The sequence below is a fragment of the Ruegeria halocynthiae genome (genome assembly GCF_000743705.1).
GTDB classification, from domain to species: domain Bacteria; phylum Pseudomonadota; class Alphaproteobacteria; order Rhodobacterales; family Rhodobacteraceae; genus Ruegeria; species Ruegeria halocynthiae_B.
The window spans coordinates 446,894-463,885 of the sequence record NZ_JQEZ01000001.1; the positions used below are offsets into that span (position 1 = coordinate 446,894).

Sequence of the window (16,992 nt, forward strand, 5' to 3'; positions counted from 1 at the left end):
TGGTTGAGGTAACGGTATGGACGGTGACAGCATTGCACGTTTCGCGTATCTGGGATTGCTTGGTGCGGCGATGGTGGCCTGGTTTATCTCGCAAAACCGCCAAACGCTGAACAAGACGCTTCAGCATATGATGGCCTGGGTGTTCATTTTCATCGGTGTCATTGCCATTGTCGGCCTGTGGGAAGACATCCGCACAACGGTCGGCCCTGCCCCGCAGATGACTGTCATCGGGGAAACGATCGAGGTGCCCCGCTCGTACGATGGGCACTATTACCTGCCTGTTGTGGTCAACGGAGAGCCGATCACTTTTCTGGTCGACACCGGTGCCAGCCAGATTGTCCTGAGCGAACAGGATGCCACGCGTATTGGCATTGATCCCGATCAACTGAATTATTTCGGTCGCGCCGCCACCGCAAACGGAGAGGTCCGAACTGCGCCTGTGCGGCTGGACAGCCTGGAACTGGGGCCAATTACCGACCGCAATGTCTCGGCCTGGATCAACGAGGGGGAATTGCGTCAATCGCTGCTGGGTATGGATTACCTGCATCGTTTTTCGAATATCCAGTTCACCGATGGCCGCCTGATCCTGTCACGTTGACGGGTCAGCGACGACAATCCTCGATTGAGAACAAAGAGGGAACATGCTAACCTGACGGCATGTCTACACACCTGCTTGGCCATAAACCCGCGCGTGCGGCGCCGGGGATAAACCTCCACCCGCAGATCACCCTGCAACTGGCCCGCGTGCACGAGGCCTGCGGCCCTGCCCGGCGCAGCTTTGCCATGTGGCTGGCCGGTCAGACGCAGGGGCCGGTGCTGTGGATTGCCCCCGCATGGGAGCCCGGCCAGATGAACCCAGACGGGATGATGGCCTTTGCCGATCCCGCCCGGTTCATCTTCGTCCGCCCCACCCGCGCCGAGGATCTGCTGTGGTGTATCGAAGAGGCGCTGCGCAGCGGGGCCATTCCGCTGATCATTGGCGATCTACCCGGTGCGCCGGGCCTGACGCCGGTGCGGCGGATGCATCTGGCCGCCGAACAGGGCGGCACGATGGGGCGGGCCCCGCTGGGGTTGCTGCTGACGCCCGGCGATGGCGGCGCGCAGGGGGTCGAAACCCGCTGGCACATGGCCGCCACCCATCAGGGTGAGGCGCGGCGCTGGACCCTGACCCGCCGCCGCGCCCGCGCCCTGCCCCCGGTGACATGGCAGGCGACACAGACCAAACCGCGCGCCGGGCTGAACCTGCAAAAGACCGGGGTCACAGATACCTTGGCATAACGCGCCGAACCGATCACGGAAGTTGTGACTGGTCAAAGCCCGACCCGCGCCCTAGCGTTCGGGCATGAGCCATCCAATCCATGACAGCCGCTATTCCTGGCTACGCCTTCTGATCACGCTGGCCATCGCAACGGTGGCGAATGTGGGCATGTGGGCGGTGATCGTGGTGATGCCCGCAATCGAGACGCAGTTTGGCGCAGGGCGGGCCGAGGCATCCCTGCCCTATGTCCTGTCGATGATCGGCTTTGCCCTGGGGAACATGTGGCTGGGGCGGATGGTCGATCGGTTGGGCGTAACCAAGGCCCTGGTTGGGGCCGCCACGCTAAGCGCTGTCAGCTATGTGCTGGCGACATTTGCGCCGAATATGGTTCTACTATCCCTCGCACATCTTTTGCTGGGGCTGGGCACGTCCGTCGGTTTTGGCCCGCTGATCGCCGACATTTCACACTGGTTCATGCGGCGGCGGGGGCTTGCGGTCGCGCTGGTCGCCAGCGGGAACTATTTGTCAGGGGCGATCTGGCCCACACTGCTGGCTGGCATTCTGGCCCGCGATGGCTGGCAACAGGTGTATCTGACACTGGCAGTCATAACGCTGGCCGCCGTTATTCCATTATCCCTTCTGTTGCGCCGACAAGTTCCGGTCGAGGCCCACAGCACCGCCGCCGCCAATGCGCAGACCAACGCGCGCAGCGTCGGTGTATCGCCGCGCGCCCTGCAGTACATTCTGGGTCTGGCCGGGATCGGTTGCTGCGTGGCGATGTCGATGCCACAGGTTCATATCGTGTCCTATTGCGTCGGGCTGGGTTATGGCCCCGCCGTCGGGGCCGAGATGCTGTCGCTGATGCTGCTGGGGGGTGTGGTCAGCCGTGTGATTTCCGGATTGGTCGCAGACAAACTGGGCGGTGTCTACACGCTGCTGATCGGGTCGGTCCTGCAATGCATCGCGCTGTTTTTGTTCCTGCCCTACAACGGGATGGTCTCGCTTTATGTCATCAGCCTGATGTTCGGGCTGGCACAGGGCGGTATCGTGCCCAGCTATGCTTTGGTTGTCCGTGAATACATGCCGCCACAAGAAGCAGGCGCACGGGTCGGTTTCGTCATGATGATGACCATCATGGGCATGGCGCTGGGTGGGTGGATGTCGGGTTGGATTTACGACGTGACCGGCAATTACCAACTGGCCTTCATCAATGGCATTCTCTGGAACGGGATGAACATCGCCATTCTTTTGATGCTGCTGAACCGATCCCGACCCCACAGGCAGGAGGCCATTGCATGAGCGTACTCTCTCGCCGTGGATTTATCGCTGGTGCAACGTCTTTGGTTTTGGCGCGACCGGCATTTGCCAAGCTCAGCCCATACGCTTTGGTTCCTCAGGGCACCTCGGTCAGCTTTACCTTTGCCCTGTCGGGAATCGCCCAGTCCGGCACAATGCCAGTGCGGTCGGCAGACATATTGATCGACCCCCAGCAGTTGCAGAACAGCAAGGTCGATGTGGTCCTTGACGTCGCCAATGCGCGAACAAAGCTGCCCTTTGCGCGCAAGCCGATGCTGGGCCCCAGCGTTCTGGACGTCGCAACCTTTCCCACGATCCGATTTACATCGACAGGGGTAAAGCTGGGCCCGGGTGGACGCATTTCCAAGGGTGCAAGCATTTCAGGCGACGTGACCGTGCGTGGCGTGACCAGACCGCTGACCCTGCAAGCCAACTTGTACCGCGAAGCAGGAAGCGCGGTTGATGCGCTGGACCGGTTGTATATAAACCTGACAGGAACACTGAATCGAACGGACTTTGGCGCCACCGGATACCCTGATCTGGTCCAGGATCAGGTCGGTCTGGATATACGCGCCGAAATCAAACGGTCCGAATAGGCAGAAAACGACGCGGTAAGGTCGATTAGTCGCGCGCAATACAAGCAGATACAGTCAGTCTGAGACCACCATGCGTACGCTCATTTCATTTGCCGCCCTGTTTTTTTCGGTCATTCTGCTGCAACTCTCAACCGGAGGCGTTGGGCCACTGGATGCGATTTCAGGGCTGACGCTGGATTTCTCTACCGAACAGATCGGCCTGCTGGGTTCGGCGCATTTTGTCGGCTTTTTCGTGGGCTGCTGGTGGGCACCGCGCCTGATGGGCAGTGTCGGCCACTCCCGCGCCTTTGCCGTCTGCACCGCATTGGGTGCAATGGGGTTGATCGGCCATACGCTGACCGACAACCCCTATATCTGGGCCGCGCTGCGGATCGCATCGGGCACCTGTGTCGCTGGCTGCTATACGGTGATCGAGGCGTGGCTGAACGCCAAAGTCACGAATGAGACGCGCGGACGTGCCATGGGCACCTATCGCATTGTCGATATGGGCGCGTCACTAGGTGCGCAGTTGATCATCGCGGTGCTGCCGCCGGCGTCATACGTCTCGTACAATCTACTGGCCATTCTGTGTTGCGCTGCCCTGCTGCCGCTGACCCTGACAAGGGCCAGCCAGCCCAAAACACCGGACGCTCCGCGCCTGCGCCCCAAGCTGGCGTGGCGCAGTTCGCCCCTGGCGGTAGCCGGAGTGATCGTTGCCGCGCTCAGCTCTGCATCGTTTCGAATGGTCGGCCCGGTCTATGGGCAGGAGGTCGGGCTGGATGTCGATCAGATCGCGTTCTTTCTGGCGTCTTTCGTTTTGGGCGGCGCGATGGCTCAGTACCCGGTGGGATGGCTTGCCGACAAATACGACCGGCGCTGGGTGTTGATCTGGCTTTCTGGCGCTGCTGTTCTGAGTTGCGGGATAACCATGGCGGCCAGTGGCACCGGCACATTGGGTGTCATGCTGGCAGCGGTGTTCTTTGGGCTGACGACGTTCCCGATCTTCTCGGTGTCTTCGGCCCATGCCAACGATTTCGCCACCACCGAAGAACGGGTCGAGCTGTCGGCGGCCCTGATGTTCTGGTTCGCTTTGGGTGCGATCGCTTCACCCTACATCTCATCGACGCTGATACAGCAGTTCGGCCCGGGTGCTTTATTTGCCTTTGTCGCAGTCGGGCATGTGTTCCTGATCGGATTTGGCCTGGCCCGGATGCGTTCGCGGCCGACACCGGAGGAACGAACCAACTACGTCTATGCCCCCCGCACGTCGTTCACCATTGGCCGGTTGCTAAAGCGGTCGCGAGAGAGGTGAAACAAAAAGGGCCGGGAAAATCCCGACCCTTCTGCTGATCAATGTGTCGAAGGCGTCTCGTCTTCCACGATCTCGACTGTTTGTTCAGGCTCGGGTGTCGGCTCCAACGCGCCGTTCACGACACCGCCGACACCGTTTTCCATCGACAGGCCCAGTTCCTCACCCAGTTTCTTGAGCGCGGGCATCTGCACCGCCATGCCCATGATCGAATCCAGCGCCTGATTGACTACCGGCTTGTCGCCGTTTGACGCGGTGCCACCAGCGCCACCGCCACCGATACCACCGACCTGATGGATCTTGATCGAGTCGATTTTCTCGGCCGGTTTGACCATTTCCGCAATGATCGAGGGCATGGCCTCAATCCGGGTCAAGTCCACCTTCATGCGAATCTGTTCCGATGACAACGCATTGTCGGCCTCGACAATCGCGCGCTTACCTTCCGCTTCGGCCAGCATGTCGTTCTTCTTGGCCTCGGCGCGAATATTCAGCGCATCTGCTTCGGCCTGCGCCTCTTCTCGGCGGGCTTCAGCACGGTCGACGGCGGCCTCTTTATCAGCCTGCGCGGCCAGACGGATGGCAGTTGCCTGACGCTCGGCCTCACGCGTGGCTTCGATCAAAGTGATCTGCTTTTGGCGTTCGGCTTCGGCAACCTGTCGGGCGGTTACCACCGCTTCGGTCGCCTTGGTCGCTTCGGCACGGGCCAGATCGGCAGATGCGCGGGCGCGGCTTTCCTCTTCGGATTTCTGCGCGATGATGATCTGACGCTCCTGCTCGGCCACTTCCAGCTCGCGCTCTTTCGAAATCTCGGCGTCGCGGATCGTACGTTCACGTTCGATTTCAGCAGCGCGGATGGCCTCTTCACGGGCGATACGGGCACGTTCGGTTTCACGCACAGAATCTTCGGTCCGCGCGGCGATCTCGGCCTCTTGCGCGACGCGCAGGGTTTCAACCTGTTGCGTCTGCTCGATGCGCGCCTGTTCTTCATCCTTTTCGATCAACAGTTTCTGGCGTTGCGCCTCCATCGACGCGCGACGCACTTCGACCTCGGCATCCGCATCAATCTGCGCCCGCTCTTTTTTCGAAGTCGCAATCACCTCGGCCAGTTTGCGCATACCGACGGCATTAAAGGCGTTATTCTCGTCCAATGCCTCAAACGGGGTCTGGTCCAGCGCGGTCAGCGAGACGGATTCCAGCGACAGACCGTTTTTCAGCAAGTCTTCGGACACCGCGTTCTGCACCTCTTGCACAAAATCGGCGCGGTTTTCGTGCAGCCCATCCATGGTCATCTGCGCGGCCACGGCGCGCAGACCGTCGATCAGCTTACCTTCGATCATCTCGCGCAATTGGTCGACATGGAAGGTCCGATCACCCAGTGTTTGCGCCGCCCGCGCGATGCCCTCGTCCGTGGCCATGACCGAGACGTAGAATTCCACGCCAACGTCCACACGCATACGGTCTTGTGTGATCAGGGCTGCCTCGTCGCTGCGCTGCACTTCAAGGCGCAAGGTCTTCATGTTGACGGGGCTGACCTCGTGCAGAAGGGGGATAACCCAAGTGCCACCGTCCATGATGACTTTTTTGCCGCCTGCCCCGGTTTTGACCAGGCTAATCTCTCGGGTAGTTCGGCGGTACAATCGTTTTAGCGCTAATCCAAGGAAAACGAGTACGCCTATTACAATCGCAACAACAGTGATCAGGAACTCAAGTCCCATGCAAAATCCTCCAGGATTGGGTTTAAAATTTAGTTAGTCTGACAAGCCGACCAGAACGAACCGGTCGCGCCGTCGGTCGCGCAGAACCAGCACTTCCGTGCCTTGGTTCAGCGCATCCTTGTCCTGCAGCGGTTCAGCGCGCAGGTAGTGGGTATTGCCAAAACGATCCATGACTCGAACCTCAGCCGGACGACCGCGGGTCGCAGTACCTTGAGTGATCACACCACGACGGCGCGCCAGCATCCGCTCGGACACCGATTCTGTCTCTACCTTTGGCAACAAACGGGCAAGGACACCGCCAAAGCCACGGGCAAACCACAGGCCAAAGATACCAGCCGGGATCGCGGCCATCCAGCTTGGCAGGTCAAAGCCCAGCAGATCGCGCAGCGTCAGTTGCAGGCCCATACCGGACAGACCGAAGCCCGCCAGCAGCACAACCAGCCAGATCATGAAGGGTATCTTACCAATACCCAGCCACGCCAAAGGACCTATCGCACCGGTCTCAGGCACATCGGTTTCGACCTCTGCCAGTTCGAAGTCACCCAGATCGACATTCGGGTTGATGTCCAGACCGAGATCACCAATATCCAGATCCGGCGCATCCACCATATCCAGATCAACCTCGCCCTCGCCAGCCAAAAGGCTGCCCCCCAGAACCAAGGCGATCAGTTCCAGCGCCAAGAGGCCGAACAGAAGCGCAAGCGCCAGAGTAAAAGGCGCAACTGCACCCTCGAGTAAGAAGTCGAACATCGATTAGCAGCCCTCGTCATTGTATACTTTTGTATACACTCAATATGGGAAGTGATTGCGAAATTTCAAGTGATTGTGATTCCAATTTACAACCCAAGGGTATTACCGCGCAGAAAACGCGCGCAATCCGCAACCCTGTGTCGCGGTGAATTTCCTGACCTTACGTGTTTAAAATGACATCCTGACGAAAGCCGGGCTTTTGCTGACCGGTGACATAAGGTAGACGGGCGCGCAGACAGTTACGTGGAAACGCAAAATGGCCCGAATTCTCATCACCTCGGCGATCCCCTATATCAACGGGATCAAGCACCTCGGCAATTTGATCGGCTCGCAGTTGCCTGCCGATCTTTATGCGCGCTATCAGCGTGGCCGAGGGAATGAGGTCATGTTTCTGTGCGCCACGGATGAACACGGCACCCCGGCGGAATTGGCGGCAGCCAAGGCGGGCAAACCGGTGGCTGAATATTGCGCCGATATGTATGCGGTTCAGGCCGACATCGCCAACCGATTTGGCCTCAGCTTTGATCACTTTGGCCGGTCGTCCAGCGAACAGAACAAGGTGCTGACGCAGCATTTCGCGGGCAAGCTGGATGACGCCGGGCTGATCCGCGAAGTCAGCGAAAAGCAGGTCTATTCCAATACCGATGGCCGGTTCCTGCCCGATCGCTATATCGAGGGCACCTGCCCCAACTGCGGTTACGAACGCGCACGCGGTGACCAGTGTGAAAACTGCACCAAACAGCTGGACCCGACCGATTTAATCGAGCCGCGCTCGGCCATCTCGGGGTCCACCGATCTGGAAGTACGCGAAACCAAGCACCTGTATCTGCGCCAGTCCGCGATGAAGGATCAGCTGGATGCCTGGATCGACAGCAAAGCCGACTGGCCGATCCTGACCACGTCGATTGCCAAGAAATGGCTGCATGACGGCGATGGCTTGCGGGACCGTGGGATTACCCGCGATCTGGACTGGGGCGTCCCGGTCAAGAAAGGCGATCAGGACTGGCCGGGGATGGAAGGCAAGGTCTTCTACGTCTGGTTCGATGCGCCTATCGAATACATCGCCTGTGCCAAGGAATGGGCCGATGCCAACGGCAAGACAGATGCCGATTGGGAACGCTGGTGGCGCACCGATAAGGGTGCCGACGATGTGCGTTACGTGCAGTTCATGGGCAAGGACAACGTGCCCTTCCATACTCTGTCCTTCCCGGCGACCATTCTGGGCTCGGGCGAGCCGTGGAAGTTGGTCGACCACCTGAAATCCTTCAACTACCTGAACTATGACGGCGGCCAGTTCTCGACCAGCCAGGGCCGTGGCGTGTTCATGGATCAGGCGCTAGAGCTTTTGCCCGCCGACTACTGGCGCTGGTGGCTGCTGAGCCATGCGCCCGAAAGCAGCGATAGTGAGTTCACCTGGGAGAACTTCCAGCAATCGGTGAACAAGGACCTGGCGGATGTGCTGGGCAACTTCGTCAGCCGGATCACCAAGTTCTGCCGCTCAAAATTCACCGAGGCCGTGCCCGAAGGCGGCAGCTATGGCACGCGCGAGCAGGCCCTGATCGAAGAGCTGACCAAACGCGTCCGCGCTTATGAAGGACATATGGAATCGATGAACGTCCGCAAATCCGCACAGGAACTGCGGGCGATCTGGGTGGCGGGCAACGAATACCTTCAGGCCGCTGCCCCTTGGTCGACCTTCAAGGAAGACCCCGAACAAGCGGCGGCGCAGGTGCGTCTGGGCCTGAACCTGATCCGTCTCTATGCCGTGCTCAGCGCGCCATTCATCCCCGAAACCTCGGCCCGGATGCTGAGCGCGATGAACACGCTGGACACCAGCTGGCCCGACGATGTCGCCGCCGCGCTGAACGCCCTGCCCGCCGGGCACGCATTCGCAGTGCCGGACGTTCTGTTCGCCAAAATCACCGACGAACAACGCGAAGACTGGCAGACGCGGTTTGCAGGAACCCGCGACTGATACGCGCCACAGGTTAAGCAAACGGGGGGGGCCATGCGCCCCCCGTTTTTTTCACAAAAACGCCCTGCCCCAACTTGAAATCGCGCCACTGAGCCGCCCTCAACTGTCGGGCGGTGTGTGTAAACCCGCGACCTTCCAGTATAATTTCAGGACTTCTCTGTGGGTGCGAAGTATCAACATGGTTGAGAATTACGTCCAAACCCGCCATCCTGCCGCATAGTTCCAGCGACTCGGTCCGCATTCGGCGGTTCAGTTCGTACGCAAGTTTACTTCAAAAAGGCGATTGCCATGTCCCTTGTTTCGACGCTTTCCTTCCTTCGACAGCGCAGCCCTGTCGCCAGAATTGTTGTCCCCTCTGCCGCTTTGATCTTTCTGGGGTTCGCACAACCCACCGCAGCGCAGGACCAAAGCGACGCCCCGCCACCCAAAGTGTCGATTGCGGCCGCCTATTCTCAGGAAATCACCGAAGAAGCCGTGTTTATCGGACGTGCCGAGGCATTGGACAAGGTCGACATCGTTGCGCGTGTCAGCGGCTTTCTTGACAGTCAGGATGTGGAAGACGGCGCTCTGGTGAAAGAGGGCGATCTGCTTTTCACCATTGAGCCCGATCTTTATCAGGCCACTTTAGAAGCCAGAAACGCGGATCTGGACCGTGCCGAAGCCAATCTGGAACTGGCCAAAGTCGATCTGGCCCGGAAGGAAGAACTGTACAAACGCGACGCGACGCCGGAATCGGAACGCGACATTGCGCGCGCCAATGAACTGGTGGCCGAGGCGCAGGTCAAGGCCGCGAAAGCTGCGATCCGGCAGGCCAAGCTGGACCTGAGCTATACCGAGATCCACGCGCCCTTTTCCGGCCGCATCGGACGGGTTGCGACCAGTGTCGGCGACGTTGTCGGGCCGACCAATCCCGCGCTGGTCAATATCGTCAGCGAAGCACCTATCTATGTTAATTTTTCCCTGAATGAAAAACAGTTTACCACGGTTCTTGAAACCGTCGGCGAAAGCGCGTCCACCCTGGCCGAAAGCGATAAAAGCCCGGTGGTCAGAGTGATCCTGCCCAATGGCACTGAGCTTGAGGAAACCGGCCAAATCGTCTTTGTCGATAACCGGATCGACCCGTTGACCGGCGCAATCACCCTGCGCGCTGAATTCGACAATACTGACAGGCTGATCATTGATGGCGCGTTCCTGAGCGTACAAATCGAAGCGCTGGAACCCACGCTTGAGGTTCTGGTCCCGCAAGCCGCGTTGCAACGCGATCAACGGGGCGAATTTGTGCTGGTGGTAAATGATCAGCAGATGGTCGAACAGCGCTATATCACCACTGGTGACACAGTGGACACAGCCATTGTCGTCAAGGACGGTCTGCGTGAGGGCGAAAGCGTGATTGTCGAGGGTTTGCAAAGGGTTCGCCCCGGTGTCGCAGTGGATGCGGTCGTCGCATCCGAGCAGCCGGGGGAATAACCGATGTTCTCAGCCCTGTTCATCAGCCGGCCTAAGCTGGCGCTTGTAATCTCACTTGTCCTGACCATCATGGGCGTGATCGGCTACATGGTCTTGCCGGTCGCCCAATTCCCGGACATCACGCCGCCCGTGGTCAGCGTGACAACCACCTATACCGGCGCCAACGCCGAGACCGTGGAAAACACCGTCGCCGCCCCGATCGAGGCGCAGGTGAACGGTGTCGACGACATGATCTACATGACGTCCACATCATCCGATAACGGCTCGTATTCGTTGAACATTACGTTCGAGGTGGGTACCGATCCGGATATCGCCTCGGTCAACGTGCAGAACCGTGTGGCGCAGGCCATGTCGTCCCTACCGTCCGAGGTAACCTCGTCGGGCGTGGTCACGCAAAAAGCGTCGACCAACATGCTGCTGCTGGTGACACTAACCTCGCCCAACGGCACCTATGACAGTGTGTTTCTGTCCAACTATGCCTCGATCAACCTGAAAGATGCGTTGGCGCGGGTTCAGGGTGTTGGTAAGGCCGACGTGTTGACCAATCTGGAATACGCCATGCGCGTCTGGATGGACCCGGATCAAATGGCCGCGCTGTCGATCACGCCGGGTGACGTGATCAACGCCATCCGCGAACAGAATATCGAAGTGTCCGCCGGTTCGATTGGCTCACCGCCTGTGCCCGAGGGGCAGACATTCCAGTACACCATCAAAACCAAGGGCCGCCTCACCTCGGCTGCGGAATTCGGCGATATCGTCATCCGCACCGGTGACGCGGGTTCGATCGTCCGGGTCAAAGATGTGGCGCGCGTAGAACTGGGGGCTCAGTTCTATTCTGCCTCCGGCTATTTCCAAAGCGTTCCGGCAACCGTCCTTGGTATCTATCAGGCCCCTGGGGCCAACGCGCTGGCTGTGTCCGACCGAGTCGAAGCAGAACTGGAACGCCTGTCCCGTTCCTTCCCGACGGATGTCGAATTTCAAGTGCCGTTCAACACCACGGATTTCGTCGAACAATCTTTGAACGATGTTGTCTCGACCCTGATCCTGACGTTCATTCTGGTGATCTCGGTCGTGTTTGTCTTTCTGGGCAGTTGGCGCGCGACAATCATTCCGGCGGTGGCAATTCCGGTATCCCTGATCGGTACGTTCGCCTTTTTGCTGGCTTTTGGGATGTCGCTGAACACGATCTCTTTGTTCGCGCTGGTGCTGGCCATCGGGATTGTGGTGGATGACGCCATCGTGGTCGTTGAAAACGTTGAACGGATCATCGCGGATGAGGGGCTGCCCCCCGCCGAAGCAACCCGCAAAGCCATGGGGCAGATTACCGGGCCGGTCATTGCGACCACGCTGGTTTTGCTGGCCGTGTTTGTGCCGGTGACCTTTATGCCCGGCATTTCGGGGCGGCTGTATTCCCAGTTCGCGGTCACGATCTCAACTGCCGTGGTTATTTCTTCGATCAACGCTTTGACCTTGTCTCCGGCCTTGTGCGGTCTGGTACTGCGGGCCCGTTCCGGCCCGCCCAAGGGTGTATTGGCACTGTTTGAGGGGCTGATCGGAACAGTTCGGTCCGGCTATGTTGTGATTGTGCGCAAGCTTCTGATCCTGCCCGTAATTGCGCTTGGCGTGATTGTCGCGCTGGCCATGGGCACCGGTACAATCATGAGCAACACATCCAGCGGGTTTATCCCCCTTGAAGATAACGGGTATCTGTTCGTTGACATCCAATTGCCGGACGCCGCCACACTGGAACGGACCGAGGCGGTCTCTGGCCGAGTGGACAAACAGATTCAAGCTATCCCTGGTGTGGCAAGTACAGTCCTGATCAACGGCTTCTCGTTGCTGAACGGGACCATCACCAACGGCGCCGCGATCTTTGTGAACCTGGACAATTGGGAAGAACGTCAGGAAGAAAGCCTGAGCGCGAACGCGATTCTGGGGCAGGTTCTGGCCATTGCAAACGGCGAGTCTGCAGCCTCGATCGTGGCCTTCAACCCGCCACCTATTCAGGGCCTGGGTATGTCCGCTGGTGTCGAGATGGAGGTGCAGCAAACCGGGGGCGGCACGCCGCAAGACCTGGCATCCGCTGTGGGTTCCTTTGTTTATGCGGCAAATCAGCGTCCGGAAATCGGGCAGGCCTATACGACCTTCCGCGCAAATGTGCCGCAGTTGTTTGTCGATCTGGACCGGGAAAAGGCCAAGACGCTGCAAGTGTCAGTGGCCGAGGTTTTCCAAACCATGCAGGCGCAATTGGGGTCATACTACGTGAATGACTTCAACCTGTTTGGTCGGGTCTACCGCGTGATGATCCAGGCCGACGGGTCATACCGCGACAACGTCGACGACATATCGAACCTCTACGTGCGTTCCGAAAAGGGTGAGATGGTTCCGCTGGGAACCCTGATCGACGTGGAAAACGTGTTGGGGCCGGTCCTGTTGAAGCGCCATAACCTGTTCCGATCCGCGACCGTCACCGCCGTTCCGGCACCGGGCCTGTCCAGTGGCGACGCAATCACCGTCATGACCGAGGAATCGGCCACTGCCCTGCCCCCTGGCTATGCGTTTGAATGGACCGGGACGGCACAGCAGCAGCTGGCAACTGGCGGTCTTGTCGTTGTCATCCTGGGGCTGGCGATCCTGTTTGGGTACCTGTTCCTTGTAGGGCAGTATGAAAGCTGGTCGATGCCGGTATCCATCTTGCTATCAGTGGTCGTGGCACTGTTCGGCGCGGTGGCCGCTGTGGCCATCGTGGGCAGTGACATCAACCTGTACACGCAGATCGGGATGATCATGCTTGTGGGGCTGGCATCCAAGAACGGCATTCTGATCGTCGAATTCGCGATGGAGCAAAGGGCAAAGGGCCTGTCGATCAAGGACGCCGCCGCCGAGGCCGCCTTTCAGCGTTTCCGCGCGGTGATGATGACGGCGCTGTCCTTCCTGTTGGGCGTTGTGCCGCTGCTTGCTGCCAGTGGCGCGGGCGCAGCAAGCCAGAAGGCCATCGGTGTCGCCGTCTTTGGTGGGATGCTGGCGGCCACGCTGGTCGGGGTTATTCTGGTGCCCGTCCTCTATGCACTGATGCAAAGCCTCAGGGAATGGATCAAGGGCACAAAGGACGATCCAGATCCGGCAGAGGAAACCGCCTGATACATACGAAAAGCCCCGCCAGATTGGCGGGACTTTTTACTTGACCTCAGGCGGCGACCGTCTGGGCATTCCGTTGAGCCATCCAGACCTGAATGCGGGCGACCTGGTCAGCGCTTAGCCGCAGCCCCAGCTTGTTTCGCCGCCAGACGACATCCTCGGCCTTGCGCGCGTATTCCTTGTCCATCAGCCATTCCAGTTCCCGCGCGGTCAGGGTGGCCCCAAAATCCTCGCCCAGATCCTCGGCCGTGATCGCATCACTCAGCATCACGCGGGCCTCGGTCCCGTAGGCCCGAACAAGGCGTTCGGCCCAGGCGCGGTTCAAAAAGGCAAAATCGGCCTCCAGCCCCGCCACAAGCTCTTGCACCCCATCAACGGGAAAGTCGCCGCCGGGCAAGGCCACGCCTGCAGTCCACGGACCGGACAGGTTGGGGAAATGATCTGCCACCTTTTCCAACGCGTGTTCAGCCAGCCGCCGGTAGGTTGTGATCTTGCCGCCAAAGACGTTCAGAACCGGCGCCCCGCCCTGAGCGTCCACTTTCAGCGTATAGTCCCGCGTCGCAGCCGTCGCGCTGCTCGCCCCATCGTCATACAAAGGGCGTACACCGGAGTAAGTCCACACGATGTCCTTGCGCGTGACCGGTTTATCCAAGTACTTCGAAGCAAAGGCGCACAGATAGTCCTGTTCTGCCTCAGTACAGACCGGAAGTTCGGACGGGTCTGGATGATCCTGATCCGTGGTGCCGATCAGGGTAAAATCACGCTCATACGGGATGGCGAAGATGATGCGCCCATCTTCGCCCTGAAAGAAATAGCATTTGTCGTGATCAAACAGCCTGCGGGTCACGATATGGCTGCCGCGCACCAGCCGGACGCCTTCACGCGAATTCACGTGGATTTTGGTCTGAATGATATCGCCGACCCAGGGACCGCCAGCATTAATCAGCATTCTGGCCTGCACGGTTCGGGTTTCATCATTGTCCCGGTCGCGAACCGTTACATGCCAAATGTCATCGACGCGTTTCGCTGCCAGAACTTCGGTACGAACCAAAATTTCTGCCCCGCGCGCCTCGGCATCGCGGGCGTTCAGTATAACCAGACGCGAATCCTCGACCCAGCAATCCGAATATTCATAGGCGGTTTCGAATTTGTCCTGCAATGGCCGCCCTTCGGGGGCTGTTTTCAGGTTCAGAGATGCCGTTCCCGGCAGGATTTTCCGCCCTCCCAGATGGTCATACATGAACAGCCCAAGCCGGATCAGCCAGGCCGGCCGTCGCCCGCGCATCCACGGCATAACGGTGCTGAGCAGTCGCGAGGTGGGCGTTTCGGAATCAAATCGCATATCCGCGTGATAGGGCAACACAAAGCGCATCGGCCAACTGATATGCGGCATTGCCCGCAACAGGGTTTCACGTTCGATCAGAGCTTCGCGAACCAGCCGGAACTCAAAATACTCAAGATACCGCAGACCACCGTGAAACAGTTTGGTCGAAGACGATGAAGTCGCCGATGCCAGGTCGTTCATCTCGGCCAAAGTCACCGACAGGCCGCGCCCGGCCGCATCCCGCGCGATCCCGCACCCGTTTATCCCGCCGCCGATGATGAAAAGGTCAGCGATGTGGCCGTTTTGACGTTCCATTCCGGATGATTCCCCATGTTGGAAAACTTGCGCTCATTAACCCGGTGAGTACTCGCTTCGTCAACGTTAGTTTTCGTTTTTGTTCGCTCTTTAGCTGCGCAAGAAAGTCACCCTATAAACTGTAATTCACAGCTTTCCGCCCAAAACTGTCATCACATGAACAAGATCGTGTATCTTCCACTTGCAAATCCACAAAAATGGAACAAAAACGAATTCATTGATTTAACTGGAGTTGGACATGTCCCTTTCGTTTCGACAGTCAGATATTCTGGACATCGCCAAGCAGGACGGCCGCGTGATGGTAGAAGAACTGGCCGTGCGATTTGGCGTTACGGTCCAGACCATTCGCCGCGACCTGTCCGAACTGTCCGAGATGGGCAAGCTTGACCGCGTCCATGGCGGTGCAGTGCTTCGGTCCGGTGTTTCCAACATTGGGTACGAAGATCGCCGCGCATTGAACGAGGATGCCAAAACGCGCATTGCCCGAACATGTGCCGATGACATCCCCGATGGGGCCTCTGTCTTCATGAACATCGGCACCTCGACTGAGGCGGTGGCGCGGCAATTGCTAAACCACAAAGACCTGATGGTGGTGACCAACAATATGAATGTCGCCAACATTCTGATTGAAAACACCAACTGTCAGATTGTTGTGGCGGGCGGTGTGTTGCGCCGTTCAGACGGGGGGTTGATTGGCAATCTGACGATTTCAACCATCGAACAGTTCAAGTTCGACTATGCAATCATCGGGTGTTCGGCGCTGGACGCAGAGGGAGACCTGCTGGACTTCGATTTTCAAGAGGTCCGGGTCAGCCAGACCATCATCGCACAGGCGCGACAGACCTTTCTGGTTGCCGATCAATCCAAGTTTCAGCGGACGGCCCCAGCCCGGATTGCATCCCTGTCTTCGATCGACGTTTTCTATTCCGACCAACCCCCGCCACACGACCTGACCCTAAAATGCGCCGAATGGAACACGCAGCTGACCCTGTGCCCATGACTCCGCGTATCTTTCCCATTTAACGCGAATTTCCGAATACGGTTCTTGTCAGGGGCGAATTGACCTGACACTATCACAACATATTGAAATCGTTGCACGGGAGGGAGAGGTCCGCGCCGTGATTGCATTGTTGTTTGCGTTGCTCACAGCCACCATGGGGCTGAATTACTTTCGACGGAATACAGCGGCCAATGTGCTGTTCTTTTTCACGCTGGCGCTTGGGATCTATTGGTTGAAATTCCACGCCACCAGCCCGCTGACAATCCAGCTATAGGGGCAAAGATGACACCCGATCTGTCCCGAAATCTGAACGCATTGGGTATGCTGGCCGTAAGCCTGGTGCTGGTGCTGGCATATATTTACCAACTGACGCTTTATGAACTGCCCTGCCCTTTGTGCTTGTTGCAAAGGGTCGGTTTGGTTGCTGTGGGCGTCGGTCTGGGCCTGAATCTGCTGTATGGGGCGCGGCCCGCGCATTACGCCCTGATGTTGATCGCTGCGCTATACGGCGGCAGTGTATCGGTACGTCAGATATTGCTGCATATCGTTCCGGGCACGGGTCACTATGGCTCGCCCGTGTTGGGGCTGCACTATTACACCTGGGCGGCGATCTGCTTTTTTCTGATCCTGCTGGGCACCGCGATCATGCTGCTGTTTGATCGGCAATACGCCGCAAACACCCAGCAACCACGTTTCGGCGGCAGCATCTTAGCCAGGATCGCGTTCTTCATCATGCTCGGTCTGGCCGCTTTGAACGCGGTATCGACCCTGTTGGAATGTGGGCCGGGAATCTGTGCTGATCCACCGACCAGCTACAAATTGATTGACGAACTGGGCACCAACAACTGAGGATGGGTCAACCTTCCCATC

General features: G+C 58.7%; 14 protein-coding genes. 11 read left to right on the forward strand and 3 right to left on the reverse strand.

The window, feature by feature from the left end:
* Positions 1-16 precede the first annotated feature (16 nt).
* The 5 genes from JT51_RS02125 to JT51_RS02145 all read left to right on the forward strand — a co-directional run bounded on the left by JT51_RS02125 (position 17) and on the right by JT51_RS02145 (position 4,441).
* Positions 17-598 carry a retropepsin-like aspartic protease family protein gene (locus tag JT51_RS02125; RefSeq protein ID WP_037307269.1) on the forward strand — a complete coding sequence of 194 codons (582 nt, stop codon included), beginning with the start codon at positions 17-19 and terminating at the stop codon, positions 596-598.
* A gap of 59 nt (positions 599-657) precedes the next feature.
* Positions 658-1,278, forward strand: coding sequence for an ImuA family protein (locus JT51_RS02130; RefSeq protein ID WP_037307271.1), 621 nt, complete (start codon positions 658-660; stop codon positions 1,276-1,278).
* Between the two features lie 64 nt (positions 1,279-1,342).
* Positions 1,343-2,557, forward strand: coding sequence for a CynX/NimT family MFS transporter (locus JT51_RS02135; RefSeq protein WP_037307274.1), 1,215 nt, complete (start codon positions 1,343-1,345; stop codon positions 2,555-2,557).
* On the forward strand, positions 2,554-3,150 hold the full coding sequence (locus JT51_RS02140; protein WP_037307276.1) for a YceI family protein: 597 nt from the start codon (positions 2,554-2,556) through the stop codon (positions 3,148-3,150). Before JT51_RS02135 ends, JT51_RS02140 begins: the two co-directional genes overlap by 4 nt.
* A 70-nt stretch (positions 3,151-3,220) precedes the next feature.
* Complete coding sequence (locus JT51_RS02145) at positions 3,221-4,441, forward strand: MFS transporter (RefSeq protein WP_037307278.1); 1,221 nt, start codon at positions 3,221-3,223, stop codon at positions 4,439-4,441.
* Positions 4,442-4,479: 38 nt separating this feature from the next.
* On the opposite strand, the gene JT51_RS02150 is transcribed toward JT51_RS02145, so the two are convergent.
* Both JT51_RS02150 and JT51_RS02155 read right to left on the reverse strand, forming a co-directional pair.
* The gene (locus JT51_RS02150; RefSeq protein ID WP_037307280.1) at positions 4,480-6,153 is read right to left on the reverse strand and encodes a flotillin family protein; all 1,674 of its coding nucleotides are present in this window, start codon (positions 6,151-6,153) and stop codon (positions 4,480-4,482) included.
* 33 nt (positions 6,154-6,186) lie between these two features.
* Complete coding sequence (locus tag JT51_RS02155) at positions 6,187-6,903, reverse strand: OB-fold-containig protein (RefSeq protein WP_037307282.1); 717 nt, start codon at positions 6,901-6,903, stop codon at positions 6,187-6,189.
* Between the two features lie 256 nt (positions 6,904-7,159).
* Between JT51_RS02155 and metG the strand changes: the two genes are divergently transcribed.
* The 3 genes from metG to JT51_RS02175 all read left to right on the forward strand — a co-directional run bounded on the left by metG (position 7,160) and on the right by JT51_RS02175 (position 13,486).
* A complete protein-coding gene (metG, locus tag JT51_RS02160) occupies positions 7,160-8,878 on the forward strand; it encodes a methionine--tRNA ligase (RefSeq protein WP_037307284.1) in 1,719 nt (572 codons plus the stop codon).
* 288 nt (positions 8,879-9,166) lie between these two features.
* A complete protein-coding gene (locus JT51_RS02170) occupies positions 9,167-10,345 on the forward strand; it encodes an efflux RND transporter periplasmic adaptor subunit (RefSeq protein WP_037307288.1) in 1,179 nt (392 codons plus the stop codon).
* 3 nt (positions 10,346-10,348) lie between these two features.
* On the forward strand, positions 10,349-13,486 hold the full coding sequence (locus tag JT51_RS02175) for an efflux RND transporter permease subunit (protein WP_037307291.1): 3,138 nt from the start codon (positions 10,349-10,351) through the stop codon (positions 13,484-13,486).
* 46 nt (positions 13,487-13,532) lie between these two features.
* Here the strand turns inward: JT51_RS02175 and glpD are convergent, their stop codons facing one another.
* Positions 13,533-15,122, reverse strand: a complete 1,590-nt coding sequence (gene glpD / locus JT51_RS02180; protein ID WP_037307292.1) for a glycerol-3-phosphate dehydrogenase — start codon at positions 15,120-15,122, stop codon at positions 13,533-13,535.
* A gap of 238 nt (positions 15,123-15,360) precedes the next feature.
* Between glpD and JT51_RS02185 the strand changes: the two genes are divergently transcribed.
* From JT51_RS02185 to JT51_RS02190, 3 genes are all read left to right on the forward strand, one after another.
* A complete protein-coding gene (locus tag JT51_RS02185; RefSeq protein ID WP_037307294.1) occupies positions 15,361-16,122 on the forward strand; it encodes a DeoR/GlpR family DNA-binding transcription regulator in 762 nt (253 codons plus the stop codon).
* Between the two features lie 118 nt (positions 16,123-16,240).
* On the forward strand, positions 16,241-16,396 hold the full coding sequence (locus JT51_RS22050; RefSeq protein ID WP_200876056.1) for a DUF5993 family protein: 156 nt from the start codon (positions 16,241-16,243) through the stop codon (positions 16,394-16,396).
* 8 nt (positions 16,397-16,404) lie between these two features.
* Positions 16,405-16,971, forward strand: coding sequence for a disulfide bond formation protein B (locus JT51_RS02190; protein WP_051927388.1), 567 nt, complete (start codon positions 16,405-16,407; stop codon positions 16,969-16,971).
* Positions 16,972-16,992: the final 21 nt, after the last annotated feature.